This is a genomic window from Streptomyces sp. AP-93 (assembly GCF_022808175.1).
In the GTDB taxonomy this organism is placed as follows: domain Bacteria; phylum Actinomycetota; class Actinomycetes; order Streptomycetales; family Streptomycetaceae; genus Streptomyces.
In genome coordinates, this window is the sequence record NZ_JALGBX010000027.1 from 38,284 (window position 1) to 64,813 (window position 26,530).

The 26,530-nt window shown below is 72.4% G+C and carries 18 protein-coding genes and 1 tRNA gene; 12 read left to right on the top strand and 7 right to left on the bottom strand.

Features of this window, described 5'->3' with window-relative positions:
• The first annotated feature begins 28 nt into the window (after positions 1-28).
• From MTF69_RS34455 to MTF69_RS34470, 4 genes are all read left to right on the top strand, one after another.
• Positions 29-4,813 (top strand): type I polyketide synthase, encoded by a 4,785-nt coding sequence (locus MTF69_RS34455; RefSeq protein WP_243340306.1) that lies wholly within the window; start codon positions 29-31, stop codon positions 4,811-4,813.
• The gene (locus MTF69_RS43565) at positions 4,810-5,505 is read left to right on the top strand and encodes a 4'-phosphopantetheinyl transferase superfamily protein (RefSeq protein WP_243340307.1); all 696 of its coding nucleotides are present in this window, start codon (positions 4,810-4,812) and stop codon (positions 5,503-5,505) included. The genes MTF69_RS34455 and MTF69_RS43565 overlap by 4 nt, the downstream gene beginning before the upstream one ends.
• 207 nt (positions 5,506-5,712) lie before the next feature.
• Positions 5,713-9,129: a DNA polymerase III subunit alpha gene (locus tag MTF69_RS34465; protein ID WP_243340308.1), complete on the top strand. Its 3,417-nt coding sequence runs from the start codon at positions 5,713-5,715 to the stop codon at positions 9,127-9,129.
• Between the two features lie 47 nt (positions 9,130-9,176).
• Entirely contained in the window at positions 9,177-10,193 is a 1,017-nt protein-coding gene (locus MTF69_RS34470) for a hypothetical protein (protein ID WP_374324850.1), read from the top strand.
• 20 nt (positions 10,194-10,213) lie between these two features.
• Here the strand turns inward: MTF69_RS34470 and MTF69_RS34475 are convergent, their stop codons facing one another.
• From MTF69_RS34475 to MTF69_RS34485, 3 genes are all read right to left on the bottom strand, one after another.
• Positions 10,214-11,008 (bottom strand): hypothetical protein, encoded by a 795-nt coding sequence (locus MTF69_RS34475; protein ID WP_243340310.1) that lies wholly within the window; start codon positions 11,006-11,008, stop codon positions 10,214-10,216.
• 120 nt (positions 11,009-11,128) lie between these two features.
• Positions 11,129-11,563 carry a chromate resistance protein ChrB domain-containing protein gene (locus MTF69_RS34480; protein ID WP_243340311.1) on the bottom strand — a complete coding sequence of 145 codons (435 nt, stop codon included), beginning with the start codon at positions 11,561-11,563 and terminating at the stop codon, positions 11,129-11,131.
• Positions 11,560-12,045 (bottom strand): Chromate resistance protein ChrB, encoded by a 486-nt coding sequence (locus MTF69_RS34485; protein WP_243340312.1) that lies wholly within the window; start codon positions 12,043-12,045, stop codon positions 11,560-11,562. Before MTF69_RS34485 ends, MTF69_RS34480 begins: the two co-directional genes overlap by 4 nt.
• A 227-nt stretch (positions 12,046-12,272) precedes the next feature.
• On the opposite strand from MTF69_RS34485, the gene chrA reads away from it, so the two are divergent.
• From chrA to MTF69_RS34500, 3 genes are all read left to right on the top strand, one after another.
• Positions 12,273-13,682, top strand: a complete 1,410-nt coding sequence (gene chrA, locus MTF69_RS34490; RefSeq protein ID WP_243340313.1) for a chromate efflux transporter — start codon at positions 12,273-12,275, stop codon at positions 13,680-13,682.
• 228 nt (positions 13,683-13,910) lie between these two features.
• Positions 13,911-14,675: a carbonic anhydrase gene (locus MTF69_RS34495; RefSeq protein ID WP_243340314.1), complete on the top strand. Its 765-nt coding sequence runs from the start codon at positions 13,911-13,913 to the stop codon at positions 14,673-14,675.
• A gap of 170 nt (positions 14,676-14,845) precedes the next feature.
• Positions 14,846-17,122, top strand: coding sequence for a helicase (locus MTF69_RS34500; protein WP_243340315.1), 2,277 nt, complete (start codon positions 14,846-14,848; stop codon positions 17,120-17,122).
• A gap of 12 nt (positions 17,123-17,134) precedes the next feature.
• Here MTF69_RS34500 and MTF69_RS34505 read toward each other — a convergent pair whose 3' ends face one another.
• Positions 17,135-17,950 (bottom strand): hypothetical protein, encoded by an 816-nt coding sequence (locus MTF69_RS34505; RefSeq protein WP_243340316.1) that lies wholly within the window; start codon positions 17,948-17,950, stop codon positions 17,135-17,137.
• A gap of 306 nt (positions 17,951-18,256) precedes the next feature.
• Between MTF69_RS34505 and MTF69_RS34510 the strand changes: the two genes are divergently transcribed.
• Together MTF69_RS34510 and MTF69_RS34515 are read left to right on the top strand one after the other, a co-directional pair.
• A complete protein-coding gene (locus MTF69_RS34510; RefSeq protein ID WP_243340392.1) occupies positions 18,257-19,546 on the top strand; it encodes a M14 family zinc carboxypeptidase in 1,290 nt (429 codons plus the stop codon).
• Positions 19,547-19,701: 155 nt separating this feature from the next.
• A complete protein-coding gene (locus tag MTF69_RS34515; RefSeq protein ID WP_243340317.1) occupies positions 19,702-20,619 on the top strand; it encodes a MurR/RpiR family transcriptional regulator in 918 nt (305 codons plus the stop codon).
• A 309-nt stretch (positions 20,620-20,928) separates the two neighbouring features.
• Here the strand turns inward: MTF69_RS34515 and MTF69_RS34520 are convergent, their stop codons facing one another.
• Entirely contained in the window at positions 20,929-21,414 is a 486-nt protein-coding gene (locus MTF69_RS34520) for a peroxiredoxin (protein WP_243340318.1), read from the bottom strand.
• 125 nt (positions 21,415-21,539) lie between these two features.
• Positions 21,540-23,105, bottom strand: coding sequence for an oleate hydratase (locus MTF69_RS34525; protein ID WP_243340319.1), 1,566 nt, complete (start codon positions 23,103-23,105; stop codon positions 21,540-21,542).
• Positions 23,106-23,472: 367 nt separating this feature from the next.
• Between MTF69_RS34525 and MTF69_RS34530 the strand changes: the two genes are divergently transcribed.
• Complete coding sequence (locus tag MTF69_RS34530) at positions 23,473-23,772, top strand: hypothetical protein (RefSeq protein WP_243340320.1); 300 nt, start codon at positions 23,473-23,475, stop codon at positions 23,770-23,772.
• A 135-nt stretch (positions 23,773-23,907) separates the two neighbouring features.
• Here MTF69_RS34530 and MTF69_RS34535 read toward each other — a convergent pair.
• Positions 23,908-23,981 (bottom strand) — tRNA-Met (locus MTF69_RS34535).
• Between the two features lie 336 nt (positions 23,982-24,317).
• Between MTF69_RS34535 and MTF69_RS34540 the strand changes: the two genes are divergently transcribed.
• Both MTF69_RS34540 and MTF69_RS34545 read left to right on the top strand, forming a co-directional pair.
• Complete coding sequence (locus tag MTF69_RS34540; protein ID WP_053678014.1) at positions 24,318-24,521, top strand: cold-shock protein; 204 nt, start codon at positions 24,318-24,320, stop codon at positions 24,519-24,521.
• 346 nt (positions 24,522-24,867) lie between these two features.
• The gene (locus MTF69_RS34545) at positions 24,868-26,472 is read left to right on the top strand and encodes a DEAD/DEAH box helicase (RefSeq protein ID WP_243340321.1); all 1,605 of its coding nucleotides are present in this window, start codon (positions 24,868-24,870) and stop codon (positions 26,470-26,472) included.
• Positions 26,473-26,530 lie beyond the last annotated feature (58 nt).

A 26,530-nucleotide genomic window follows, 5' to 3' on the forward strand; every position in this document is an offset into this window, starting at 1 on the left:
GTCCGGGGCGCTACGACAAGGAAGACCCATGACTGACATCGCCATCGTCGGACTCGGCTGCCGCTTTCCGGGCGCCCCCGACATCCGCACCTACTGGAAGCTCCTGATGAGCGCCGAGCGTCAGTTCTCCGCCGTCCCGGGGGAACGCTGGAACCACGGGACCTTCCACGAGCCGGGCAACCGGTCGGCCCCCAACGCCTCGTACACCGACCAGGTCGCCTTCCTGGAGGACCTGGACCGCTTCGACGCGGCGCACTACGGCGTACCTCCCGCTCGTGCCCGGGCCATGGACCCGCAGCACCGGCTGATGCTCGACGTCAGCCGCGAGGCGCTCGCCGACGCGGGGCTGGGCCGCGGCGACTTCGACCGCGAGAACACCGGGGTGTTCTTCGGACTCTCGGTGTCCGACTACAAGGACCTCATGGCGGCTCCCCTCCGGGCCATCACCCTGGCCGAGGACGCGCACGCGGCGGACGACGGCGCCGACGCCGCGGACGCAGCGGACGCCGCCGACGCCGCCAAGGAGCGGGCGCGGCAGCTCGGCACCATCGACGCCTTCACCCTGCCGGGGAGCCTCCTCAACATGGCGGCCGGGACCGTCAGCCGCCACTTCGACCTCGGTGGTCCCAGCTTCGCCGTCGACGCCGCCTGCTCCGGTTCGCTGGTCGCCCTCGACCAGGCGATCGCCCAGGTGCGATCCGGCAGCTGCCGGATCGCCCTCGTCGGCGGCGTGTACCTCAACCTCACCCCCGACAGCCTGGTCGGCTTCTCCCGGCTGCGCGCCCTGTCCGCCGCCGGGGTGTGCCGCCCGTTCGACGAGGAGGCCGACGGCTTCGTCCTCGGCGAAGGCGCCGGTGTCGTCGTCATACGGCCGCTGGCCGACGCGCTGGCCGACGGCGACCGCGTCTACGCGGTGATCAAGGGCATCGGCTCGGCCAACGACGGCGCGTCCCCCGGACCGCTGGTCCCCACCTCCGAAGGCCAGCTGCGCGCCATGCGCCGGGCCTACGAGGACGCGGGCGTCGCGCCCTCCTCCGTGGGCTTCCTGGAGGCCCACGGCACCGGCACCGCAGCCGGCGACCGCGCCGAGTCCGAGGCCCTGCGCCGACTGCGCACCGAGTACCCGGACGACGACCCCGCCCTGTGCTACCTCGGCGCGGGCAAGGCCCTCATCGGGCACTCCCTGGCCGCAGCGGGCATCGCGGGACTGATCAAGACGGCCCTGGTCGTCCACCACCGCACGATCGTGCCGCAGCCGGAGACCACCCCCCACCCGGACCTGGGCATCTCCGCCGCCGGCCTGCGCTTCGCCGCCACCGCACTGCCGTTTCCGGACACCGGCACCCCGCGGCGTGCCGCCGTCAGCTCGTTCGGCTTCGGAGGCACGAACGTCCACGTGGTGCTGGAGGAGCGGCAGCCCGACACGGCCGCCGGTCACCTCCCGGACCGCCCCGAAGACACCGGACCGCACCTCGTCCTCCTCTCGGCAGGCAACGCCGAACTGCTGGACCGGCACATCGGCGACGTACTCGACACACTCGACACGGCGCACCGTGCCCCGCTGGCCGCTGTGGCCCACACCCTCGGCTCCCGGGAACCGCTGACGGCCCGGCTCGCGATCGTGGCCACCGGCACGGACGCGTTCGTCGAGCGGCTGCGCCACGCCCGCGAGCAGCTCCTGGCCGGTGCCCGGGGCGACCTCGGCGAGGGCGCCTTCGCCGCCGACGCCCCCCTGCCGGCCGCGCAGCGCAGCGTGGCCTTCCTCTTCCCCGGTCAGGGCAGCCAGCGGCCGGGCATGATGCGGGACCTCCACGAGCGGTTCCCCGCCTTCCGGTCGGCCGTCGCCGTCCTCGACTCCGTGGCCCGCGGGGACGTCGGCTTCGACCTCTCCGACCTGCTGTACGGCGAGGAGGCCCGGTCTCACGGCGACACCGAGGAGCTCAGGAAACGGCTCGCCGCCACCGATGTGTGCCAGCCGCTCCTCGGTACCGTCCAGATGGCCGCCACCCGCGTCCTCGCCGACTGCGGCATCCGTCCGGACCTCACCCTCGGGCACAGCGCCGGGGAGTTCGCCGCGGCCGCGGCCGCCGGAGCGCTCACCAACGTGGACACGGTCCGGCTGCTGGTGCACCGGGGCGCGACCCTCCGGCAGGCGGAGTCCCGCTTCGCGGGCGGGATGCTCGCCGTGCAGACCGACGAGGAGACCTGCCGCCGGCTCACGAACGGGATCGACGGCGTGTGGCTCGCCTGCTTCAACCAGCCGCGACAGATCGTGGTCAGCGGCACGCCGGAGGGGCTCGCCGCGCTGCGCGAGGCCTGCGCGGAAGCGGGGGTCGTCACGGCGGCGCTCGACGTGTCCAACGCCTTCCACTCGCCGCACCTGGCCGCCGTCGAGGACACCATCCGCGCGGGTCTCACCGCCCGCCCGATCGCCGGCCCCGTCCTGCCGTTCGTCTCGTCCGTGAACGCCGAGGTCTGCACCGACCCCGGCCGGCTGCGCGAGCTGTGGACCCGTCACGCGTCCGCGCCGGTCCTCTTCGGCGACGCGGTCCGCACCGCCTACGACCAGGGGGCCCGCGTCTTCCTCCAGGTGACGGGCGGCAGCTCGCTCCTCACCTCGGTCCGCCGCAACCTCACCGGCCACGACGACGTCCATGTCGTCCCCGTCGAGGGGATGGCCGACGGCGGGCGCACCTTCGCCCTGGCCCTCGCCCGGCTCGTGGTCCTGGGCGTCCCGGTCGACCCGCGCGCCCTGGTCGCCGAGGAGGACCGCCGGCTGCTGGACCTGCCGGTGGCCGGGCTCGCCACCCAGTCCTACTGGGTGCCGGCCAGACGCGCCACGAAGCGGGCCCCCGCCGCCGCCTCCGTCCCGCCGCAGCCCGTGTGCCCCGTACAGCCCGTACAGCCCGTGCAGCCCGTAGAACCCGCACAGCCCGAGGAGACCTCGATGAACGCCCCGACGTACGACCCGGCGAACACCCCGATGGGCGAACTGCTCCAGCTGGTCCAGCAGCAGGCGGAGCTGCTCGCCCGCCTCACGGAGACGCTCCCCGCGCCGGTGCCCACCGCCCCGGCCGTCCCCACCGCCCCGGCCGTCCCCACTGCCGCGGCCCCCGAGGTGACCGGCGAGGTCACCGCAGCCGTGCTCGCGCAGGTGGCCCGGATCAGCGCCTTCCCGGTGGAACAGCTGAGCAACGACCAGCTGCTGATCGACGACCTCGGCTTCGACTCGCTGATGCTGACCGACCTGTTCACCTCCCTCAACCGGCAGTGGCCGCAGTGGACCTTCGACGAGCGGGCCGCCGACCGGCCGACCGTCGCCCGGATCGCCGCGCTGATCACGGGCGGCTGCCCGGACGCCACGGCGGCGACCGCCGTCCCGGGGCAGCGCGCCGGACAGGGTGACGGGCCTCCGCCCGGGACGTCCGCAGACATGCCGCCGGTCGCGGTGGACCCCGACCCGCCCGCGGCCGCGGACTTCCCAGGCCTGTGCGTGGTCCCGGCGCCCCCGGACCAGCGGACGGACGACCCGGCCGCGCCGGAGGAGCACACGCGGATCGACTGCTTCCCGGAGGTGGCCGCCCACGGTGAGCGGATCGGGATGCTCGCCGGGCTGGGGCTCGCCAATCCGTACTTCCTCGTCCACGAGGGCGGCATGACGGACACGACGGTCGTCGACGGCCGGGAACTCGTCTCCTTCTCCAGCTACAACTACCTGGGCATGGCGACCGACCCGAAGGTGAAGGCGGCCGCCAAGGAGGCGGTCGAGCGCTACGGCACCTCGGTGTCCGCCAGCCGGCTGCTGTCCGGCAGCCGTCCGCTCCACCTGGAACTCGAAGCGGAACTCGCCGAGCGGCTCGGATGCGAAGCCGCGCTCACCCTGGCCAACGGACACGCCACCAACGTCACCGTGATCGGGCACCTCGTCGGCCCCGGGGACCTCGTCCTCCACGACTCCCTCGCCCACGACAGCATCCTGCAGGGCTGCAAGCTCTCCGGCGCGACCCGGCGCCCGTTCCCGCACAACGACGCGGCCGCACTCGACGCCGTGCTCGGCCAGGTCCGCGACCAGTACCGGCGGGTGCTCGTCGTCGTCGAGGGCGTCTACAGCATGGACGGCGACATCGCCGACCTGCCCGCCCTCGTCGAGGTCAAGCGCCGCCACGGCGCGCTGCTGATGATCGACGAGGCCCACAGCATCGGCACGATCGGCACGACGGGCATGGGCATCGGCGAGTACCACGGCATCGAGCGTTCGGCCGTCGATCTGTGGTCGGGCACGTTGTCCAAGGCACTGGCCAGCTGCGGCGGCTACGTCGCCGGGAGCCGCGCGGTCGTCGAGTACCTGCGCTACACCGTTCCGGGGTTCGTCTACAGCGCCGGCATGACCCCGGGCGACACCGCCGCCTCGCTGGCCGCCCTGCGCCTCCTGCGCACCGAGCCGCAGCGCGTCACGCGTCTCGCGTACAACGCCTCGCTGTTCGTCCGCCTGGCGCGCGAGGCGGGGATCGACGTCGGGGACAGCCACGACACGCCGGTCGTCCCCTGCATCGTCGGGGACTCGCTGAAGACCCTGAAGCTCGCGGAGGCCCTCTTCCAGCAGGGCATCAGCGTCAACCCCATCCTCCACCCGGCCGTACCGGAGGAAATGGCCCGGCTGCGCTTCTTCATCACCTGTGACCACACACCCGACCAGATCCGGCAGGCCGTGACCGCGCTGGAGCGCGAACTGCGGCAGCTGGACGCGGACACGGCGACGGAAGCGGACGCGGCCACGGACGCGGCCACCGACGCCCCCGCCGCCGCCGCGTGACCCCCGCCGCCGTGCACACCGTCTTCCCGCCGGCCGTGCCGGGACAGATCCACCGATGGGGCGGGGCCGGGGTCCTCGTGGCCCGGCGCCCCGACCTCCACCGGGCCGTGTCCCTCGCGCCCCTCTCACCGGCCGAGCGGCAGGTGGTCCGGGCGCTGCCGGCCTGGCGGCAGGCCGAGTGGGCGGCGGGACGGCTGCTCGCCAAGCGCCTGGTCGGCGAGTTCCTCGCCGTCCCGGCGGCCGACGCGGAGATCCTCCCGCGCTGCGACGGCAGCCCCCACGTCCTCGTCGGCGGGTGCCCGGTGCCGGCCCTGCACGTTTCCATCAGCCACACTGCCCACCACGTCGCCGCGGCCCTCGCACCGCAGCCGGTCGGAGTGGACCTGTGCGAGACCTCCTCGGCAGCCGCGGTACGGCGGGTCGCGGACCACGTGCTTTCCCCCGGGGAACTCTCCCTCGTCGGTACGGACCGGCCCGACGCGCTGGCCGGCGCCTGGGCGCTGAAGGAAGCGGCGGTCAAGGCCGACCGGACCGGCGTCTTCGGCACCGCGGCGCGGGGCATCGCGATCCTGGGCCTGCGGCCGCCCGTCCTCGGCGGGCGGCGCCGCGCGATGGCGTGGCAGGCGGGAGACGCGGTGCTCGCCCTCGTCCTCGCGGCACCGGCCGGGTCACCGGCCGCGGCACCGGCGTGACGGCATTCCCGTCCTGGGCGCCACACGCACCCGGAGGCAGCAGGAAGCGGAACAGCCGGGAACGGTCTGTGATGCCTGCTCCACCTGGGGTAATGCCTTGACGTGCATGTCGAACAGACTATCGAATACGGTCTACGCTGGAGAGACCGGACGGGGAGTCGGGTGTCGACGATCGGGGGCTGACCAGGAGCTGGAGGTGGTGACGCGATGTTCGCGCACCTGCATGTCGCCTCCGGATACTCGGTGCGTTACGGCGCGGCGCTGCCCGGCCGGCTGGTCGAGCGGGCGGCGGAGCAAGGTCTGCGGGAGCTGGCGCTGACCGACCGGGACACGGTGGCCGGGGCGGTCCGGTTCGCGCAGGCCTGTGCGAAGGCCGGGATCCGGCCGCTGTTCGGTGCGGACCTCGCGGTCCCGCCCCTCGCCCCGGCCGGCCCGGCGCCGTCGAAGGGCCGTACCCCGGCCCGGGGCGGCGCCTTCGTCGCCGACTCCGCACCCCGGGTCACCCTGCTGGCCCGCGACGGCGCCGGCTGGGCCAACCTGTGCGCGCTGATCACCGCCGCCTGGACCGCCCGACAGCAGGCCGGCGGCGGGCAGCCGATCGTCCCCTGGCCCGCGATCCAGCAGCATGCCGAGGGGCTCACCGTACTGCTGGGACCGGCGTCCGAGCCGGTACGGGCGCTCGCCGACGGCCGCCCGGACCGGGCGGCCGAGCTGCTCGCACCGTGGCGGGAGGCGTTCGGGCAGCACCTCCGGCTGGAGGCCGTGCACCACCGCCGCACCGGCACGGGGCCCGGCTCGCTCCGGCTGGCCGCCCGCACGCTCGGACTGGCCGCCGACCTCGACCTGCTCGCCGTCCTGACCAACGCGGTCCGCTACGCGACCCCGGACCAGGCGCCGGTCGCCGACGTACTGGACTCGGCCCGTCTGCTCACCCCCATCCGGCCCGGCCACACCTGCAACGGCGAGCGGTCGCTGAAGAGCGCCGCCGAGATGGGCGAGCTCGCCGAGGAAGTCGCCCGGGCAGCCGGACAGGAGAACGGCGGGGCCGCACACCTGCTGGCCACCACCACCCGTACCGCCTCCGAGTGCCGCCTCGACCCGTACGCCGACCTCGGGATCGGCCGGGTCCACTTCCCGGAGGAACACGTCATCGGCCTGGCCCCCGGCACGTCCGCCCGGGCCCTGCGCGAACGCTGCGAGGCGGCGATGGTCCGCCACGGCTACGACCGCTCCGCCACCATGCGGACCCGCCTGGAGGAGGAGCTCCGGGTGCTGAACACGCTCGGCTGGCCCTCGTACGCCCTGACCGTGGCCCAAGTCGTCGACGACATCCGGGAGATGGGCATCCGGGTGCAAGCCCGGGGTTCCGGCGCCGGTTCCCTGGTGGTGCACCTGCTCGGCATCTCCTTCGCCAACCCGCTGGAGCACGGGCTGCTGATGGAGCGCTTCGTCAACCTGCGCCGCCGCACGCTGCCGGACATCGACATCGACGTGGAGTCCGCACGCCGCCTGGACGTCTACCGCCGGATCATGGACCGGTTCGGCACCGAGCGGGTCTGCACCCTCAGCATGCCGGAGACCTACCGGGTGCGGTGGGCGATCCGCGACGCCGGCCTGGCCCTCGGTCTGCCCCCGGACGAGGTCGGACGCCTGGCCAAGGCGTTCCCGCACATCGCCGCCCGCTCGGCCCGCACCGCACTGCGCGAACTCCCGGAGCTGCGGCAGGTCGCCGCCCACGCCGACCGCTACGGGAGGCTGTGGGACCTCGTCGAAGGCCTCGACGCGCTCCCGCGCGGCACCGCGATGCACCCCTGCGGCGTCATCCTCTCCGACGCCACCCTCCTCAAGCGCACTCCCGTCGTCCCCACCGCCACCGAAGGCTTCCCCGCCACCGTCTTCGACAAGGAAGACGTCGAAAAGGACGGCCTCGGCCTGCTGAAGCTCGACGTCCTGGGCGTACGGATGCAGAGCTCGATGGCGTACGCGGTCCGCGAGATCGAACGCACCACCGGCGAGCGGATCGACCTGGACGACCGCACTCAGGTACCGCTGACCGACCCGGCCGCCTACGAGTTGCTGCGCGAGGGCGAGTCGCTGGGCGTCTTCCAGCTGGAGTCCCCCGGCCAGAAGGACCTCCTCGGCCGGCTCCAGCCGGAGACCTTCGCCGACCTGGTCGCCGAGATCTCGTTGTTCCGCCCGGGCCCGGTCCAGGCGGACATGATCCGCCCGTTCCTCCTGGGCCGGCATGGCAAGAAGGCCGTCACCTACCCCCACCCGGACCTGGAGCGGTGGCTGAGCTCCACCTACGGGGTGGTCATCTACAACGAGCAGGTGGCGGGCCTGTTCGCCACCATGACCCGCAGCGACCTGGCCATGGGTGAGGAAGCGCGCCGTGCCCTGGCCCAGCCGGAGCGCCTGGCGAAGCTCCAGACCTGGTACCGGCAGAGCGCCACCGCGGCCGGCTACCGGCCGGAGGTGATCGACGCGGTGTGGCGGATGCTGGAGAACATGGGGGCCTACGGCTTCGCGAAGGCGCACGCGACCGCCTTCGCGCTGCCCACCCTGCAGTCGGCCTGGCTGAAGGCGCACTACGCGGCGCCGTTCTACGCCGGGCTGCTGGAGCACGACCCCGGCATGTACCCGAAGCGGCTGGTGCTGTCCGACGCCCGGCGCCGCGGCGTGCCGATCCTGCCGCTCGATGTCCAGTACTCCGCCACCAGCTACCGCACCGAGCGGCTCCCGGACGGCAGGCTGGGCCTGCGGATATCGCTGGCCGACGTCCAGGGCATCACCGAGGAGCAGGCCGCCCGGATCGAAGCGGGCCGTCCGTACACGGACCTCGCCGACTTCTGGGCCCGCGCCCGGCCCGCCCACCCGGTGGCCGATCGCCTCGCGCGGATCGGCGCCTTCGCCACCCTCGCCCCCGGAGCCGGCCGCCGTGACCTGCTCCTGCAGATCGAGGAGCTCCACCGCCACCAGCGGACCTCCACAGGAGCCGGTCAGCTCACCCTCACCCCGGCCGGCGCAGGCTCGTACCCCGGGCCGAGCGGTCTGCCGGTGATGACGCCGAGCGAGGAGTTGGACGCCGAGCTGGAGGTCATCGGCATGGACGCCTCCCGGCACCTGATGGAACCGCTGCACCCGCTGCTGACCGAGCTCGGCGTCACGGCCTCCTCCCGGCTGAAGTACCAGACGACCGGCGAGACCGTACTGGTGGCCGGCGCGAAGGTCGCCATCCAGACCCCGCCCATGCGCTCCGGCCGCCGCACCATCTTCGTCTCCCTGGACGACGGAAGCCCGGCCGGTCAGATCGACCTCACCTTCTTCGACGACACCCACGAGCAGGCCGCCTACCCGCTCTTCCACCACTTCCTGCTCCTCGCGCGCGGTACCGTCTCCCGCCGCGGCAAGTCCGTCTCCGTCATCGGCACCCACGCCTGGAACCTCCAGGACATCGCCGACGCCCACCGGGACGGCGGCCCCGCCGCCGTCCGTACGCTGCTCGCCGGCGAGCCCCCGTGCTCCGACGGCGAGGCAGTCTCGGCAGCCCGGCCGGCTCCCGGCGGACAGGGCGGCGGCGGTGCAGGGCGGCTGTGGCACGCCAGTCAGGGGAGCGCCGGATGACCAGCACCAGCAGCAGTACCAGTACCACTCCCACTACCACTACCAGGGTGACGATCCTTCACCTGCGCTTCCACCGCGCCGGCTTCGAGACCTACCGCGAACTGTTCACGGTGCTGGGTGACATCACCCCGGTCGTCCAGGCGCTCCCACCGGACGGCGCGCTGCTGGATCTGGCCGGTGCCACGCGCTATTTCGGGCAGTCTCCCGCAGAGCTCGCGGACCGGCTCCAGACCCGGCTCGCAGCCCGGTACGGACTGGTCAGCACGGGCGGGATCGGCCCGAACCGTCTGCTCGCCACCCTCGCCGCCGACACCGCTCCGCCCGGCACCGTCCGGGTGCTGCCCGACGACCCTGCCGAACTGGAGCGCTTCCTGCACGGCTGTCGGGTACGGGCACTGCCCGGGGTCGGGTCCGTCCTGGAACGCTCGCTGCTCCGGTACGGGATCGGGACGATCGGTGATCTGGCCGCCCTCCCGCTGACCACGGTGCAGCGGATCGCCGGCGCCTCCGCCGGTCGCCTCCTGCACGAGCGGGCTCGGGGGACCGACCGCCGCACCGTCAGCCCGGGCGGACCGCCCGCCACCATCACCAGCGCCCGGCGCTTCGACCGGGACGTCCTCGACCCGGCCGAGGTCCGCCGCGCCCTGCTCGGCGCGGCCACGGACCTCGGAGCCCGGCTCCGGATCGCCGGACAGGTCGCCCGGACGGTCGAGCTGCAGGTCACCTACGCCGACCGGTCGACCACCACGCGTTCGCGCACCCTGCCCGAGCCCACCGCCCACACCCCCTGCCTCCAGCAGGCGTTGTACGGACTGTTCTCCGCACTCGGGCTCCAACGGGCGCGCGTGCGGGCGGTGTCCACCCGGGTCGGCGAGCTGACCGGCTCGGCCGGCGCCTCGGAGCAACTGACCTTCGACCGCCCCACCGAGAACGCCCGCGCGCTGGAACCGGTCATCGACCGGGTCGGTCGGCGCTTCGGCCCCGGCGCGGTTCGCCCGGCCTCGCTCCTGACACCGAGACCAGGACCCCGGCGGGCCTTATCGGGCGAGCGCCCTGCAGCCTGAAACCCCGACTCTCTGGGTGCTCAGTCCAGCGGTGGCCAGGCACCGGCGAGCAGACGCTCAGCCTCCGCGACGATCGCTCCGGCCAGTTGCTCACGTGTGCCGTGCCGGATCGCCCCCAGTCGTTGTACGCATCGACCTTGTCGACCAGTGGCCGAAGCGACTGAGGCCGGGCCAGTGCGCACAGCCTCCGTCGCGGTGACGGCGCAGGGGGTGTGCGGGGTGGGCATGGCGACGTCGGTGCCGGGACCGCCATGGACGAAGTACGACCAGAAGTCGACGGTCGAGCGGGCGGGAAGGCTGCTCGCCCGGCCGGCGAACTCGTTTCGGACGTAGTCGGCGAGGTCGTTTCCGTAGATGACGATGTCGGTCTGGTGGACGGACAGCACGGGGTGGCCGCATTCGCCTGCTGTGCCGGGCAGGTAGCGGTGGCTGTAGACGGGGACCAGCTGCGGGACGGCCGCCAGCTCGGACCGTGCGATCTGCAGCGCGTCGGATGTCCCTGCCGGCCTCGGACTCCAGGCCGGGTGCCAGAAGCCGTTGTGCTCCACGTCGAAGAGCACGCCCTCGATCGGCTGCGAGAGTCGCCCGGCGAGGTCCTCGGGGTCGCCGCCCCGCCAGTCGGGCCAGCTTCGCGACCCGTGCGGGAGCCCGGCGGAAAGGAAGACCCTGTGGTCAGCCGAGAAGGCGAAGCCGAACCGCGCCTCGACCGCGTCGAGTTCCCGCTCGCTGAGGCCAGGGGCGATCTCGGCTCGGAGCGCGTTCTGAAGGTCCCGGGCGGCTTCGAGGGTCAGTGGTTCGGGCGCCTGTTCGGTCATTCGGCAGCATAGTGACCGCTCCCGAGCTGATCCGGATGGCCGGCGGGGCCGGGAGCGGTGCGACGGGTTACGGTCAGTGAGGCCGGGGCGATTCCCTGACCCCACGTGCCCGTGGCTGTGTCAGGTGGGTTCGTGGCCCAGGACGGCGGCGCGCTGGTAGTACGCGTAGAGCCCGTCGAAGACGGGGTTGGCGACGGCCATCGTGTGGCGGTCGTCGCCGGTCATGGACAGGCCCCGCAGGACGGCGTCGAGGCCGGGGGCTTCGGGGGCGTGGAAGCGTTCGTCGTCGATGTCCGCTTCGTGGACGATCTGCGCGATGCGGTGCAGGGCGGGGTCGTCGGTGAGGCGGTGGACGCGCAGGACGGTCTCGAAGCTGCAGTCGCCGTGGTGGTGGCCGAGTTCGACGCCGCGCATGTCGAAGGGGGTCGCGTCGGCGGGGACCTGGGCGGGGTCGGTGACGAAGACGAATTCGGCTTCGGGGTCGATGAAGCGGCCGATCAGCCAGGCGCAGGCGGCGCGGTCGATGTGGATGCCGGCGCGGGTGGCCCACTTCATGGGGTGCTCTCTTCCGTGGTGTTGGCGGGGTGCAGGGCCTCGACGGCGCTCTCGGCTGCATGGCGGTCGGGCGGGGGGAAGTAGTCGCGCCGCTGGATGCGCCTCAGTTCGGCGCGCAGCTTGGCCAGTACGCGCCGCCGGTCGGCGTCGTCCGTGTCGCGTGCGTCTTCGGCCTGGGCGAGGACCTGCTGGTATTCGGCGGCCCGGGCCCGGGTCATGTCCTCCACGAGCTGCTGTTCATGGCCGGCGGCGGCCGGGTGGGCGATCCACACGGTGGCAGTGCCGCCGAAGTCGGTGACCTCCTCGGCGATCCACTCCAACTGCTCCTGGGTGCGGGCACCTGCGGGCAGAGCGACCAGGCCGTCGCTGATCTGTCCGGCTCCCAGGCGCTTGAGCTTGCGCCAGACGGTGATCCGCGGGGTGGAGGGCTCGCGCGGCAGGCGGTAGGAGAGCAGCGCCCACTGCCGCTCGGGCCCGTTCACGTGCGGCTTCCCGGCCGGTCTGCCGCGGCCGCGGCCGCAGCCGCAGTCCGAGGCTGCAACGAGCTGTTCACGTCCATCCCTCGAGTCCTGCCCTTCCATCGATCCGACGCGCGATGTAACCATGGTTACACAGCCATGGGAGGGGTGGAGGTACGCGGTCGCGTGCGCCCGGACCGTCCCGTCCACCGCCGTCTCGTACGGCTTCACCAGGACGAAAGGGAGTGCCGGTGACCACCACCGACCAGCCCCCGAGTGTTTCGAGTACAGCCGATCAAGCCCCTGCCGGTGGCGATGTCATTCCGCTGCGGCAGGCGACCCGGGCATGGTTCGTGATCTCCTGGCAGACCTTCGGCGGCCCGGCCGGCCAGATCGCGGTGATGCAGCGGGCCCTGGTGGAGGACAAACGCTGGATCGGCCAGCAGCGGTTCAACCACGCCCTGAGCTACTGCATGCTCCTGCCCGGCCCGGAGGCCCAGCAGCTCGCCATCTACAGCGGATGGCTCCTCAACGGCACCCGTGGCGGCCTGATCGCCGGCACCCTGTTCGTCCTGCCCGGCGTCCTGGCCCTGCTCGCCCTGTCCGCGCTCTACGTCGCCTTCGGCTCGACCACAGCCCTCGTCGGCGTCTTCGCCGGTCTTGCGCCCGCGGTCGTCGCCATCGTCGTCCAGGCCGTCTCGCGGGTCGCCAAGCGCTCCCTGACCCACCCGCTCCTGATAGCCCTCGCCGCCGTTTCCTTCGCGGCGCTGGCGCTGTTCTCGGTGCCGTTCCCCGTCGTCATCGCCGCCGCCGCTCTGGCCGGGTGGCTCATCGGGCGCTACAAGCCCGACGCACTCAAGCCCCCGGCGGGTCACGGGGCCGGTGGCGGGCCGGCGCCGCTGATCCCGGACGACGCGCTTCACCACGAGCAGCCCAGCCGCCGGCGAACCTGGCGCATCCTCTCCGCCGGCCTGCTGCTGTGGGCCGTCCCGCTGGCCGCCGTCGCCCTGCTGACCGGCACAGGGAGCGTGTTCACCGCCCAGGGACTGTTCTTCTCCGGCACCGCGCTGGTCACCTTCGGCGGCGCCTACGCCGTCCTGGCCTTCGTCGCGCAGCAGGCCGTGCAAACGTACGGCTGGCTCAGCGCCAAGGAGATGGTCAGCGGCCTGGCTCTGGCCGAGACCACTCCCGGCCCACTGATCATGGTGGTCCAGTTCGTCGCGTTCCTCGGCGCCTACCGCGACCCCGGCGGCCTCGACCCGTGGGCCGCGGCCCTGCTCGGCGCCCTGCTGACGACCTGGGTGACCTTCGTGCCGTGCTTCCTGTTCATCTTCCTCGGCGCCCCCTACATCGAACGGCTTCGCGGCAACCGCAGGATCTCAGCCGCCCTGACCGGCATCACCGCCGCCGTCGTCGGCGTCATCGCCAACCTCGCCCTCTACTTCGCTGAGCACGCCCTCTTCACAGACGTGGACGACAAGACGTTCGGCCCCCTGCACCTCGCCCTGCCCGACCTCACCACACTGCGCCCCGCAGCCCTCGCCATCACCGTGATCGCGGCGCTGCTGATCTTCAAGCTCCGCTGGAGCATCCTGCGCACCCTCGGCATCTGCGCCACCCTCGGACTTGCCGCAGCCCTGACCGGGCTCCCCGGCATCTGAGCCGCGAGGAGGTCGGCAATGTCGGCCCCGGTGACCGTCATGGCCGTCGGGACCGATGTGCACGCGGATCCGGGTACCGGCGGGTTTGGAGCAAAGTGCCGGTCGGCATGCCGGCCGGTGAGCGTTCCCTACAACACCGTCGGCCCGATCGAGCCGGGCTCCGGGAGGAACCCGCCATTTCCGCCCGGGGGTGGTCCCGGCCAGCCGGTGCGGGGTTAACGTCCCCGAATGTCTTCGAACACACAGGCGTCTCCCGCCAGTTCGCCCAGCCGTCGCGTCCTCCTGCGCACCGCCCTGGCCGGTACGGCGGTCGCCGGGTCCGTCGGCTCCGTCATCGGGCTCGGCTCCGTCTTCCCGGCCTCCGCCTCCGAGGCCTCCGCCGAAGCCCTGGGCGGGGGCCGTCCGCCGAGCCCGGAAGAGGCGCTGCGGCGCCTGGCGGCCGGCAACAGGCGCTGGGCGGCGTACCGCCAGCAGCACCCGCACGAGTCGCGTTCCGTACGCCTCCAAGTGGCGCGGGAGCAGCACCCCTTCGCGATCGTGCTGGGCTGCGTCGACTCGCGGGTACCGCCGGAGCTCGTCTTCGACCAGGGGCTCGGTGATCTGCTGACCGTACGCGCGGCGGGCGAGGTGCTGGACGAGGCGGTGCTCGGCAGCATCGCGTACGGGGTCCTGGAGCTCGACGTCCCCCTGGTCCTGGTGCTCGCCCACCAGTCGTGCGGGGCCGTCGGCGCCGCGGTCCACGCCGACGAGACGGGTACCGAGCTGCCCGCCCATATCCAGTACCTGGCCGAGCAGATCCGGCCGTCGATCGACCACGGCCGGCACGGTGAGGCCCGGGTCGCCGCCACCATCGACGCCCACGCGCGCCGGACCCGGGGCCTGCTGGCGGGGGAGCCGGACCTGGCCCGCAGGATAGCCACCGGCAGGCTCGCCGTGGCGGTCGCACGCTACGACCTGGTCGACCAGAAGGTCCGCATGCTGCGCACCGAGTAAATCCCCTTCACCTGTCATCGGCGCCACGCACAAATCCCCTGGCCGCGCAAAAACACCCCGGACCGATTGACGGCCGGGGTGTTTGTCTGCGTATATTTGATGTTTCACATCGAGGCAGAGCTAAGACATGAAAAAGCTTATGGGGACACCGTACCGCGTCAGGAGTGGAATTGTCAACCGAAGAATTCCGGAATGAGCAGCAATTCATCACGGCTCTCTACGCGCGCCTCGACGACCTGAGGGATCAGGCCGAACGCGCCGTGCAGGGTGCGCTCGGCGAGGCCGGCAGCGGGTTCCAGGCGCGCCTGGAGCGGGATGTCGTGGTCGCTGAACAGTCCGGTCTGCTTTCCGCTCTGAACTCGGGCGAAAGCGGCCTGTGTTTCGGCCGGCTGGAGTTCTCCGACGGCTCGGACCACCACATCGGCCGCATTGGAATCAGGCAGGACGACGGGGAGCGCACGCCTCTCGTACTCGATTGGCGGGCCGAAGTCGCACGGCCGTTCTATCTCGCGACCGGATATTCCCCCATGGGGCTGCGCCGGCGCCGCCACATCACCACCCGGGGCCGCGAGGTCACGGCCCTGCACGACGAGATCCTCGACCTCGCCGACACCGAACGCACCGGCCACGAGGGGGCCGACGCGGACGCGGTGCTGCTCTCCGCTCTCGACGCCGCCCGGACCGGCCGGATGCACGACATCGTGCAGACCATCCAGGCCGAGCAGGACCGCATCATCCGCTCCACCCACCGCGGAATCCTGGTGGTCGAGGGCGGCCCGGGCACCGGCAAGACCGCCGTGGCCCTGCACCGGGCCGCCTACCTGCTCTACGCGCACCGCGAGCTGCTCGCCAAGCGCGGCGTACTCATCGTCGGTCCGAACCCGGCCTTCCTCGGCTACATCGGCGAGGTCCTCCCGGCCCTCGGCGAGACCGGGGTGCTGCTCGCCACCCCGGGCGAGCTGTTCCCCGGCGTGCGCGCGAGCGCCGTGGACCGCCCCGGCGCCGCGGCCGTCAAGGGGCGCGCGGAGATGGCGGAGATCCTCGCCCGCGTCGTGAGCGACCGGCAGGCGCTGCCGGAGACCGTGCCCGCGGGCAGCGGCGAGGACGCCGACGTGGTCCCCGAACCGGCCCTGGAGATCGACCACGACGACTACGGGACGCTGCTGCTCGACCGGACCATGGCCCACGAGGCCCGGGACCGGGCCCGCGCCACCGGACTGCCGCACAACCTGGCACGCCCGTACTTCGCCTTCCGGATCATCGACGCGCTCACCGAACAGCTCGCCGACCGGCTCGGCGCCGACCCCTACGGCGGCCCCAACCTGCTCGGCCCCGACGACATCGCCCAGCTGGGCAAGGAGATCGCGACCAGCGCCGAGGTGCACGCCGCCATCGACACGCTGTGGCCCCCGCTCACCCCCCGGCAGCTGATCTCCGACTACCTCGCCGAGCCCACCCACCTCCCCGAGCGGGAGGCCGCGCTGATCCGGCGTACGACGACGGGCGACGCGGACTGGACTGCGGCCGACGTCCCGCTGCTCGACGAGGCCGCCGAACTGCTCGGAGTCGACGACACCGCGCGGCGCGCCGCCGAGGAGCGCGAGCGCCTCGAACGCGTCGCGTACGCGCAGGGCGTACTGGACCTGTCGGCCGGGTCGGAGTCGTACGAGTTCGAGGACACGGAGAACGAGTTCCTCGCGGCCCACGACATCATCGACGCCGAGCGGATGGCCGAGCGGCAGGAGGAGGCCGACCACCGCAGCGCGGCCGAACGGGCCGCCGCAGACCGCACCTGGGCCTTCGGGCACGTCATCGTGGACGAGGCCCAGGAACTGTCCGCCATGACCTGGCGCCTGCTCATGAGGCGCTGCCCGACCCGCTCCATGACGCTGGTGGGCGATCCGGCCCAGACCGGCGACGAGGCGGGCTGCGGTTCCTGGCAGCAGATCCTGGCGCCCTACGTGGAAGACCGCTGGGAGCTCGTGCGGCTCGGCGTCAACTACCGTACGCCCGCCGAGATCATGGAGCTGGCGGCAGCCGTGCTCCGGGCCCGCCACCCGGGCTTCGAGCCGCCGAGCTCGGTCCGTTCCACGGGCCGCCGGCCCTGGGTGGCGCGGACCGACGACCTGGCCGCGGCGGTGGCCGACGCGGTACGGGAGGGCGCGCCGGCCGAGGGCCGCCTCGCGGTGATCGCCCCGCGCCCGCTGCACGGGGAACTGGCGGCCGTGCTGCCCGGCGTACGGGCGGGGGAGGAGCCCGACCTCACCCGACCGGTGGTCCTGCTCGCACCGCGGCAGGCCAAGGGCCTGGAGTTCGACACGGTGATCGTCGTGGAACCGGCCGACCACGAACCCAGCGACCTCTACGTGGCCCTGACGCGCGCGACCCAGACCCTGGGGGTGCTCCACACCGGCCGGCTGCCGCAAGGCCTGGACGAACAGTCGTAGAGGGGTCAGGTCCTACGGGCCGCCCCCCGGCCGCCTTGCCCGGCCCTGCTCGTCGCACGGGAGCCCGTCCGCCGTGTGGTCGGCCAGGAAGTCCCGGACCGACTCCTCCTCGACCTCCGCCATCCGCGTCGGTTTCACCACGATCACACCGCCGAAGGGGCGGTCCACGTCCCGGATGATGAGCAGCGTCGCGGTCAGCAGCACGGTGACGACGACCAGGGCGCTGAGCGGCCCCTTGTTGCCCGTGCGGGGCAGGCACAGACCGAGGCCGACGACGGTCACGGCGAGGTTCACCAGCATGAACCAGTAAACCAGGCCCGGGACGGTCGGTGTGGCTTCGGCCATCCTGGCCTGCCGGCCCAGCGACCGCTGATCATCCGCGGCGACCAGCATGCCGAAGGCGGGACTGCCCGTGCCGACTTCCTTGAAGGCCGCGCGGAAGTCCCTGCTCCACACACTGGGGGCCGAGGACCCCTTTCCCCCGGCCATGGCAGGCCATTCCTTGTACACGACGGCCCGCGCGTAGCAGACGGCGTCACCGCGCAGCCGCTGACGCAACGCCGGGGGAGCGTAGTCCGCCACTTCCGCGAGGTGGTCCAGTGCGTGCGCCTCCGCCCGCGCGGCGTCGTCGGCCCGCCCGTTGGAGCTCGAGGCGGTGACGAGCATGAACGCGAGGATCAGGATCGTCAGGGTCATCAGGGGCCCGATGAGGTCGCGCACCCCCATGCCCTCGGCGTCGTCACCGCCCATCAGCCGGGGGCGCAGGAACCGGTTCGCGGCAAGGCCCGCGGTCAGTGCGAGGAAGGCGACGAGGAGGGTGACCGTCACCGGCCGGCCTCCCCGGCCGCGGTACCGGGCGGACCCGTCACGTGTCCCACCAAGACCTCCTCCATCGGACTCCCGGTGCCCCGGTCGGATCGCGTTCCCGCGATCCTCGTGGCCGGCCCGCCGGTCCCGCCCGGACCGCGCCCGCAGCGCCCGAACGCCACCCGCACGAGTGCGGCCGTAGTGCCGTTCGGCAGCGGCGCCGAGGCCCGTACCGGAGGAACTCGCCCGGCCACCCGGGTGAGTTCAGGAGCGGATCCCCGCCGCCGGGGCCCGGATCCCGCTACAACCAGGGGCGTGATCGAGAAGATGACGGCGCGCGGCCTGTCCGCACTCGCCGCGACCCTGACGGCCGTGCTGGCGGTGGCCCTGACCCCCGACCCGGTGCGTGCGGCCGAAGGAGCGCCCCGTACCGGCTTCGAGGCCACGTACGGAGCGCACTGGACCAGTGAGTCCCAGGAGCGGGACCTCCTCCACGCGGTGGGGCGCCGCGGCGAGCGCGCCACCGTCCGGACCATCGGTACGACCCTGCGGGGCCGCCCGCTGCGGCTGGTGAGCCTGGGCCGGGGCCCCGTCACCGTGCTGCTGGTGTGCGGCCAGCACGGAGACGAGCCGGCGGGGCGCGAGGCGTGCCTGAGCACCGTACGGGACCTCGCCCACGCCCGGGACGCGGCGGCCCGGCGCCTCCTGGAGGCCGTCACCCTCCTCGTGGTCCCGACCGCCAACCCGGACGGGCGGGCGGCCGGCACCCGCTCCAACGCCGGGGGCACCGACATCAACCGCGACCACATGGCCCTGGCCTCGCCCGAGGCGCGGGCGACGGCCGCCGTGCTGCGCGACCGCCGGCCGCACCTCGTGTACGACCTGCACGAGTACCGGGCGACGCCGGGGACGTACGACAAGGACCTCTTCGACCTCTGGCCGCGCAACCTCAACACCGGCCCGGCGGTGTACGCGCAGTCCCGCGTCCTGTCCGCCGCGTACGTACGCGGTGCGGCCCGCGCGGCCGGCCACTCCACCGGGACCTACGGCATCCGCACCGACCCCGTGACCGGCACGCCGGTCGGGCAGTCCGCGGGTGACGGCCAGGAGCGGATCCTGCGCAACACGGCGGGCGTCAAGCATGCGGTCGCCCTGCTGATCGAAAGCCGCATCGAAGCACCCGCGGGCGCGGCCGGGGAAGCGGAGCGGGCCGACCCGTCCCTCAACCACCGCCGCCGGGTCGGCTCCCAACTCGCAGCTCTGCGCGGCCTGTTCGCTTACGTCGCCACGCGTACGGGCCCGCTGGCGGCGGCCTCGGAGGGGGCCCGCCGGGCGGCGGGGAGCGCGGTGGGCCCGGTCCCGCTGGGCGGTGCGGACAACGCCCCCGCGGGCGGGGACGAGATCCTCGCCGACCCGCCCTGCGGCTACCGGCTCACCCCGGCCCAGTACGCCGCGACCGGCAGCCGCCTTGCCCTCCACGGCGTACGGTCCGTACCCACCGCCGACGGCGGCGCGTTCGTTCCGCTGAGCCAGCCCCTACGAGCCCTCGTGGTGCTCCTCCTCGACGGCCGGGCCCCGCACCGGATCGCAACGGGACAGCCGGTGCAGACCTGCTGACGTTTCGTCATCTCGGGACGAGGCGGCGGAACCGGTGCGCACCCGCGGGCGCTCACGGCGTCCCCCACGGCCGGCCGTAGGGGGAAGCGCGCTGGTCAGCCGGATGCCGTGAGCTATGTTGGGATCACGGAGTGGCACGAGAGGGAGGTCCGCCGGTGTCATCGGGGCAGCAGGCGCGCGCACAGGCGGCAGCGATCACGCCGAGCGGGCAGGCGGTCGATCACGAGCGGGCCCCGGCCGACCGGGTCCGGGCGCTGTTCGACGGGCACCCGCTCTCGCCGGGCCAGCGCAGGATCGCCCAGTACCTCGTCGACCACCTCACCGAGGCGGCGTTCCTCTCGATCACCGAACTCGCGGAACGGGCCGGCGTGAGCCAGCCCTCCGTGACCCGTTTCGCCTCGGCCCTGGGCTTCAGCGGCTATCCGGCCCTGCGCGACGTGCTCCAGCCGATCGCGCTGAGTGCGGTGGCCGGCGCCCCGGACAGCCCCGAACAGACCCGGCGCAACGAACTGCAGGCGGCCGTCGACGCCGAGATCGAGAACCTGCGCACCGTCCGGCAACTGCTCGCCGACACCGACCAGGTGCTCGACATCGGGCGGGAGCTGGCCCGGTCGGTGCCGCTGACCGTCCTCGGGCTGCGGATCTCCGTCTCGCTGGCGGAGTACTTCGCGTACGCGGCCCGCCGGATCCACCCCGACGTGCGCCTGGTGACCGGCGGCGGCAGCGTCGCCTCCGACGCGCTGCTGCAGGCCCGGGCGGCGGGCGGGAGCTGGGTCCTGGCCTTCGCGATGCCCCGGCACGCCAAGGAGACCCTGGCGGCGCTGCGGGTGGCCCGCGGTGCGGGGCTGCGGATCGCGCTGATCACGGACCGCACGCTGGGGCCGCTGGTGGACGAAGCCGATGTGGCGCTGACGGCCGGTACCGGTTCGCGGCTGGTCTTCGACTCGTACGCGGCGCCGGGCGTCCTGTCCGCGGCGCTGCTCCAGGCGATGGCGGACGCGGACCCCGAGCGGACGCAGGCCCGGCTCGAAAGCTATGAGCAGGCCGCGGACCAGCACGGCTTCTTCCTCTAGGGCGAACCGGGGTGAGGTGCCGTATTCACACCACCCTTACACATGAATATTTTCATACCCTTGCTTACTCAACGGTATATATGTTTACTGATGGCGGCGCGGTCATCCGTAGAGATGCCGAGGAAGGTGTCCCCACACCCTCCTGGAACCAGATACCGGCGTGACGTTTCTCCTCCTCACGTGACGCCAGGTGTCCCGTCCGGCTTTCGGATCCCGCAGCGCCTCCGCGGCCTCGGCCAACCCCTGGGCCGAGGCCGCCCAGTACTTCTCCACCGGCGATCGGCGCCGTTCGTCCGATCGGCCGGCGCGTCAGCCGGCGGCCACGCCGGCGAGCTGCTCCGCGATGGTCTCCGCGGAGGGGAACCTCATGCCGAGGGTCCCGACGTGCTTCCAGTGCAGGGTGCCGTCCGGCGCGATGACGAAAACGGCCCGCCGCAGACCGATCACGGGAGCGGCGATGCCGAAGGCGCGGGCCACCTTGCGGTCGGTGTCGGCGAGCAACGCAATCCGCAGGCCGCGGGCCCGGGCGAAGTCCTCGTGGCTGTCGACGCCCTGCGGGCTGATGCCCCACACCTGGGCACCGCACGCGGAGAGCGCCTCCAGCCCGTCGGAGTAGGAGCACAACTGCGTCGTGCAGACGGGGGTGTTGTCGCCGGGGTAGAAGGCGAGAACGACCGGGTTGCCGCGCTGCTCGCCGAGCGCGTACTGCCCGCGGACGAACGCGGTCTCGCCGAGCAGGCCGCCGGGGAGCGAGAAATCGCCCACCACATCGCCCACGTCCGGGATTCGGGTCACGATGGCCGCACCTCTCTGTCGTCGAGGGGCGTACGGTACCCGGTGGCGCCCGCCGTGTCGCCGCCCGCAGGCCGGGGCGGGGGTCGGGACGACGGGCGCGACCGGACGACGGGCGCGGCCGGGGCTCAGCGGCGGTGCATGGTGTGCAGGGCTTCGAGGAGCACCTTGGGATCGTGGCCGCCCTTGTAGACCGGCGGCGGCTGCCGGTCCAGGTGCAGCAGCCGGGCCACCGCGGTCCACGCGGTGCGCACCGAGTACTCGACGGTGAACACCACGTCGTCGGGGACCTCGGCGTACTGGCCGATGAAGGCCAGGTTGGTGGAGCCCTCCGGTACCACCTCGGGCCGGTCGCCGGCCTTGCGCACCAGGAACTGGCTGGTGATGTACGGCATCAGCGCCGGAACGACGACCGAGGACTCCAGGATCTGCTCGCTCTGTTCGAGGCGCAGGTGCCCGAGCACCTCGGTGAGGATCTCGCGGCCCGTGCACTCGGCCATCGTCTTGCCCACGTGGTCGCCGGCCTTGTCCGGGAACAGGGCGTACCCCCACCAGACGTAGGTGCCCTCGGGCTGTTCGTGGAAGTGCGGCTGGTGGTTCAGGACGATGGTCAGCAGCCAGCCGGAGTCCTTGAAGGTGATCAGACCGCCCTTGCCGGCCTCGCTGCCGGAGAACTCCTCCATGGCCTTGAAGAAGGTGGGGTCCTGCGTGGTGACGGTGAAGGAGCCCCAGGTGGAGTCCTCGACGGAGGAGGCGAACACCGAGGGGTCGCCCAGGTGGGGGCGCTTGGCCGCCAGGCTCTGCCAAAGGCGCCACGAAGCGTCCGGCGCGGAGGTGTCCAGTACGGCGGGGGTGTCGGTGGATCCCAGGGTCGAGTTCGCGGTCATCGATCCGTTGGTGACGAACACCAGGTCCTCGGCGGCGACGGGGATCCGCACGGCCGAGTCCTCGCGCGTACAGGCGAGGGCGGTGACGGTGGTGCCCTCGCCGTCGGCCAGCTCCACGTCGGTCACGGTGGTGTTCATCGTGAACACGACGCCGTTGCTCCGCAGCCAGCTCTGGAGCGGGCGCACGATCGAGTCGTACTGGTTGAAGCGGGTGCGGTAGATGCCCGACATGGTGTCGAAGGTCTTGAAGAGGTGCACGAACCGGTTGAGGTAGCGCCGGAACTCGATCGCCGAGTGCCAGGGCTCGAAGGCGAAGGTCGTGCACCACATGTACCAGAAGTTCGTCGTGAAGAACCCGGGGGTGAAGCAGTCGGAGATCCGCTTGCCGTCGAGCCGGGACTCGGGGGAGGCCACGCACGCGACCAGGTCCAGGCGGTCGCGCTCGGAGAACCCCATCGAGCGGGTGTCGACCCGCAGGCCGGAGGAGTCGACGAGGCGGGCCTTGTCGTTCCAGGCGAAGTCCTCGTGGAAGGCGAAGGTGTCCTCGGTGACCGAGGTGCCCGGAGCGTCCAGCGAGGGGATGGAGCGCAGCAGGTCGTAGGTGCACTCGAAGTGCAGCTCGAACATCCGGCCGCCGCGCATGGTGTAGCCGTTCTCGGGGTCTCCGGCGGCGTCCAGGCTCCCGCCGGTGCGGCCCTGAGCCTCCAGGATCGTGATGTCCGAGCCCGCGAAACCGCCCTCCCTGATCAGCAGCGCCGCCGCCGACAGGGAAGCGATGCCGGCACCCACCAGATAGGCCTTGGCCACGATGTGTCTCCTCGCCCGGGCCGCACGGGCCCCGGTCGGCCGTACGGTCACCCACCCAGGCCACCACCCACCACGGCGGGTCGCGACCGGGGTGCGCCATTGGGCGGGTGCCGGGCGGAGGGGGTGCCTCCCGAGGGGCCTGCCGCGCGGGCCATCCGCATCGTGAGATGTGGTGTCACATGTCGGCGGCGGCATGCCAGACTCCTCGCATGCGCCAGCAGAAGATTAGCGCCGGCGTGCCGGCCCGGAGCTGAACCGGTACCACCCCGGCAGCCCACCGCCCGCACGCAGACCTCTCGCATCCGCGAGGGGTCTTCTTGTTTTCCGGGACCACGCACTCCGCCCCAGGACAGGAGCCCACCCCCTCATGACCCGCAGCGATGTTCTCCCCGCCGTCGACGACGCCGTGCGCACCGGCGACACCGCCTGCCACGCGCTGACCATCACCCTCCGGGACGGCGGCCACGCCCTCAACCGCATCTCCGCGGTGCTCAACAACCTGTCCGTCAGGACGCTGTCCTTCAGGGTCGCCGACGGCGGTGGCCTCGCGGTGTGCGAGATCGTGGTCCCCGTCTCCGACTCGCCCCGCGCCCAGGCCAAGCTCCGGCGCTGCGTCGAGGTGGTCGAGCTGAGCGCCCACCCGGCGGGAGAGACCCGGGCCATCTGAACGAGCCGCACGCATTACTTGACCGAGCTGTAGCCGGCCACCTCACCGCCAGGGCGGCCGCATCGGCCCTGACGCGGGCCGGAAAACGGGTTCGGCCCCCTTGACGCCTGGGCGTCAAGGGGGCCGTACCTTTCGTAGCGGGGACAGGATTTGAACCTGCGACCTCTGGGTTATGAGCCCAGCGAGCTACCGAGCTGCTCCACCCCGCGTCGTTGTGAACATCACTGTACGGGATCCCGGGCCCGGTCCCGACCACCGCCGAAAAATCCGGGCCGCCGTACGGAAAATGCACACGGGGCCCGTCGAGGATTTCCGGACCGGTGAAGGAGCGGATTTTATTTTCACGCCGATCCGACCCCGGCGTGCTACTGTGGTTTGAGTTGCAGTTGTGGTTCCCAAAATTTCGAGCACCTCTGCCCGCTCCTCTCGCAGGAGCCGGGTGAGTGTTCTTGTTTTTCCGGCGTTTTCCGGGCTGGGCAATCATCGGCGACTTGAGGTTCGCACAGTGCGGATCTCTGGGCTGTGCCCCGAAGGAGTTAAAAAACATGGCTAATGGCACCGTGAAGTGGTTCAACGCGGAAAAGGGCTTCGGCTTCATCGAGCAGGAGGGTGGCGGTCCTGACGTGTTCGCCCACTACTCGAACATCGCCTCGCAGGGCTTCCGTGAGCTTCAGGAAGGCCAGAAGGTCAGCTTTGACATCGCGCAGGGCCAGAAGGGCCCGACCGCCGAGAACATCGTCACCGCCTGACGTTCACGCGTAACCGCGTAGCTGGGGCCCGCACCTTGGGTGCGGGCCCCAGCTCGTTGCGTTTTTTGATCTGCGGGCCGTCTGGGCCCGCGTGAGCGGCGCGACGGGGAAACCTGTCCCAGCGCCCCACCGTTCGGCCGATGGACGCACTCCTCGGCTCCCCACCCGCATGCGGCGCATATTTCGCCGGCACATAGGGTGATAATCCTTATCTGACGGGTCGATCGAAGTTCGATTCAACTCCGTCATATTTTTTATGCTCCGGCTCATTCTTGTGAATCCTCGTGCGGCCAGATTTCCGCTGCCGAGAACTCCTCGATGTGCGCCGTATCGAGGAAGGTTCTGCATGAACCGCACGACCCGCATGAATGACCGCTCTTCGTCCTCCCGTTCGGGCGGATCCGGCAGCTCCTACGGCTCCAACAGCTCCTACGGTGGCTCGTACGGCGGCTCCTCCGGCTCCTCCAGCCGTTCCGGCAGCCGCTTCGGCTCCTCGGCCCCCAGCCGCTCCGGCGGCGGTGGCGGCGGCGGCCCCAAGCGCTCGGGTGGCGGCGGCTACGGGCGCCGTCCCGCCGCACCGCAGGGCGAATTCGCCCTGCCGGTCACCGTGGTCCCGGCGCTGCCCGCCGTCGAGGCGTTCGCCGACCTGGCCATGCCGGCCCAGCTCCTCACCACCCTCACCCGTGAGGGCATGACGACGCCGTTCCCGATCCAGGCGGCCACGCTGCCCAACGGCCTCGCCGGCCGGGACGTCCTGGGACGCGGCCGTACCGGCTCCGGCAAGACCCTGGCCTTCGGCCTCGCGCTGCTGGCCCGTACCGCCGGCCAGCAGGCCGAGTCGGGCCAGCCGCTCGCGCTGGTCCTCGTACCGACGCGTGAGCTCGCCCAGCAGGTCACCGCCGCCCTCACGCCCTATGCCCGCGCGGTGAAGCTGAGGATCGCCACCGTCGTCGGCGGCATGCCGATCCACCGGCAGGCCGGCGCGCTGCGCGCCGGAGCCGAAGTGGTCGTCGCCACCCCGGGCCGGCTGAAGGACCTCATCCAGCGGGGTGACTGCCGGCTGAACCAGGTCGGGATCACCGTCCTGGACGAGGCCGACCAGATGGCCGACATGGGGTTCATGCCCCAGGTCACCGCGCTCCTCGACCAGGTGCGCCCCGAGGGCCAGCGGATGCTGTTCTCCGCCACCCTCGACCGCAACGTCGACCTGCTGGTCCGCCGCTACCTGACCGACCCGGTCGTGCACTCCGTCGACCCCTCGGCCGGCGCCGTCACCACGATGGAACACCACGTCCTGCACGTCCAGAACTTCGACAAGCAGGCCGCCACGACCGAGATCGCCGCCCGCGAAGGCCGCGTGATCATGTTCCTGGACACCAAGCACGGCGTGGACAGGCTGACCGAGCACCTGCTGAGCAACGGGGTGCGCGCCGCTGCGCTGCACGGCGGAAAGTCGCAGCCCCAGCGCACCCGTACCCTCACGCAGTTCAAGAGCGGGCACGTCAGCGTGCTCGTGGCCACGAACGTCGCGGCCCGCGGCATCCACGTCGACAACCTGGACCTCGTCGTCAACGTGGACCCGCCGACCGACCCCAAGGACTACCTGCACCGCGGCGGCCGCACCGCCCGCGCCGGTGAGTCCGGCAGCGTCGTCACCCTGGTCCTGCCCAACCAGCGCCGCGACATGGTCCGTCTCATGCAGGCCGCGGGCATCACCCCGCAGACCGCGCAGGTCCGCTCCGGCGAGGCCGAGCTGAGCCGGATCACCGGTGCCCAGGCGCCGTCCGGCATCCCCGTCGTCATCACGGCCCCCGTCACCGAGCGGCCCAGGGGCGCCGCAGGCGGCGCCTCCCGGGGCCGCCGCAGCCGGCCCGCGCAGGACCGGCGCAGCAGGACCTCCGCCAACGCCCGGGGGCCGCAGCGCCAGTCCGCGGCCACCACGGCGGCTTAGGTAGCCCCGCCCGGATCCTGCCGGACCGGGCACGGACGGTTCTCTTCTACCTGTGAGG